This window comes from Pseudomonas sp. DVZ6, assembly GCF_024259445.1.
Classification (GTDB): Bacteria; Pseudomonadota; Gammaproteobacteria; order Pseudomonadales; family Pseudomonadaceae; genus Aquipseudomonas; species Aquipseudomonas peradeniyensis.
Genome location: NZ_JANCLM010000130.1, coordinates 1 through 320, shown reverse-complemented (window position 1 = coordinate 320; position 320 = coordinate 1). Strand labels below are relative to the sequence as shown.

Below are 320 nucleotides of genomic sequence, written 5' to 3'. Positions count from 1 at the left end.
CCTTGCCCCTTGTGGGTCTTGCTCTTGATGGTCATGCGCGTGCGGTGCTTGGGCAGTTCGTAGGGCGGCCGCTGGTTGCCGCAGTAGGTGCGCCCGGTGATCATCGGCTGGTCGGGATCGGCGTTGACGTACTGGATGACCACGTCCTGGCCGATCCGTGGGATGGCCATGGCGCCCCAGCCGCCGCCGGCCCAGCCCTGGGACACCCGCACCCAGCAGGAGCTGTACTCGTTGTCGCGGCTCTCGCGGTCCCAGGGGAAGCTGACCTTGACCCGGCCCCACTCGTCGCAAAAGATCTCCTCGCCCTCGGGGCCGACCAC

General features: G+C 68.4%; 1 protein-coding gene. It reads right to left on the bottom strand.

Going from position 1 to position 320, the window contains the following annotated elements; all coding sequences use genetic code 11:
- Positions 1-320: type VI secretion system tip protein TssI/VgrG (gene tssI, locus NMG10_RS25940; RefSeq protein ID WP_254465390.1), on the bottom strand; the 320-nt coding region annotated here is incomplete at both ends.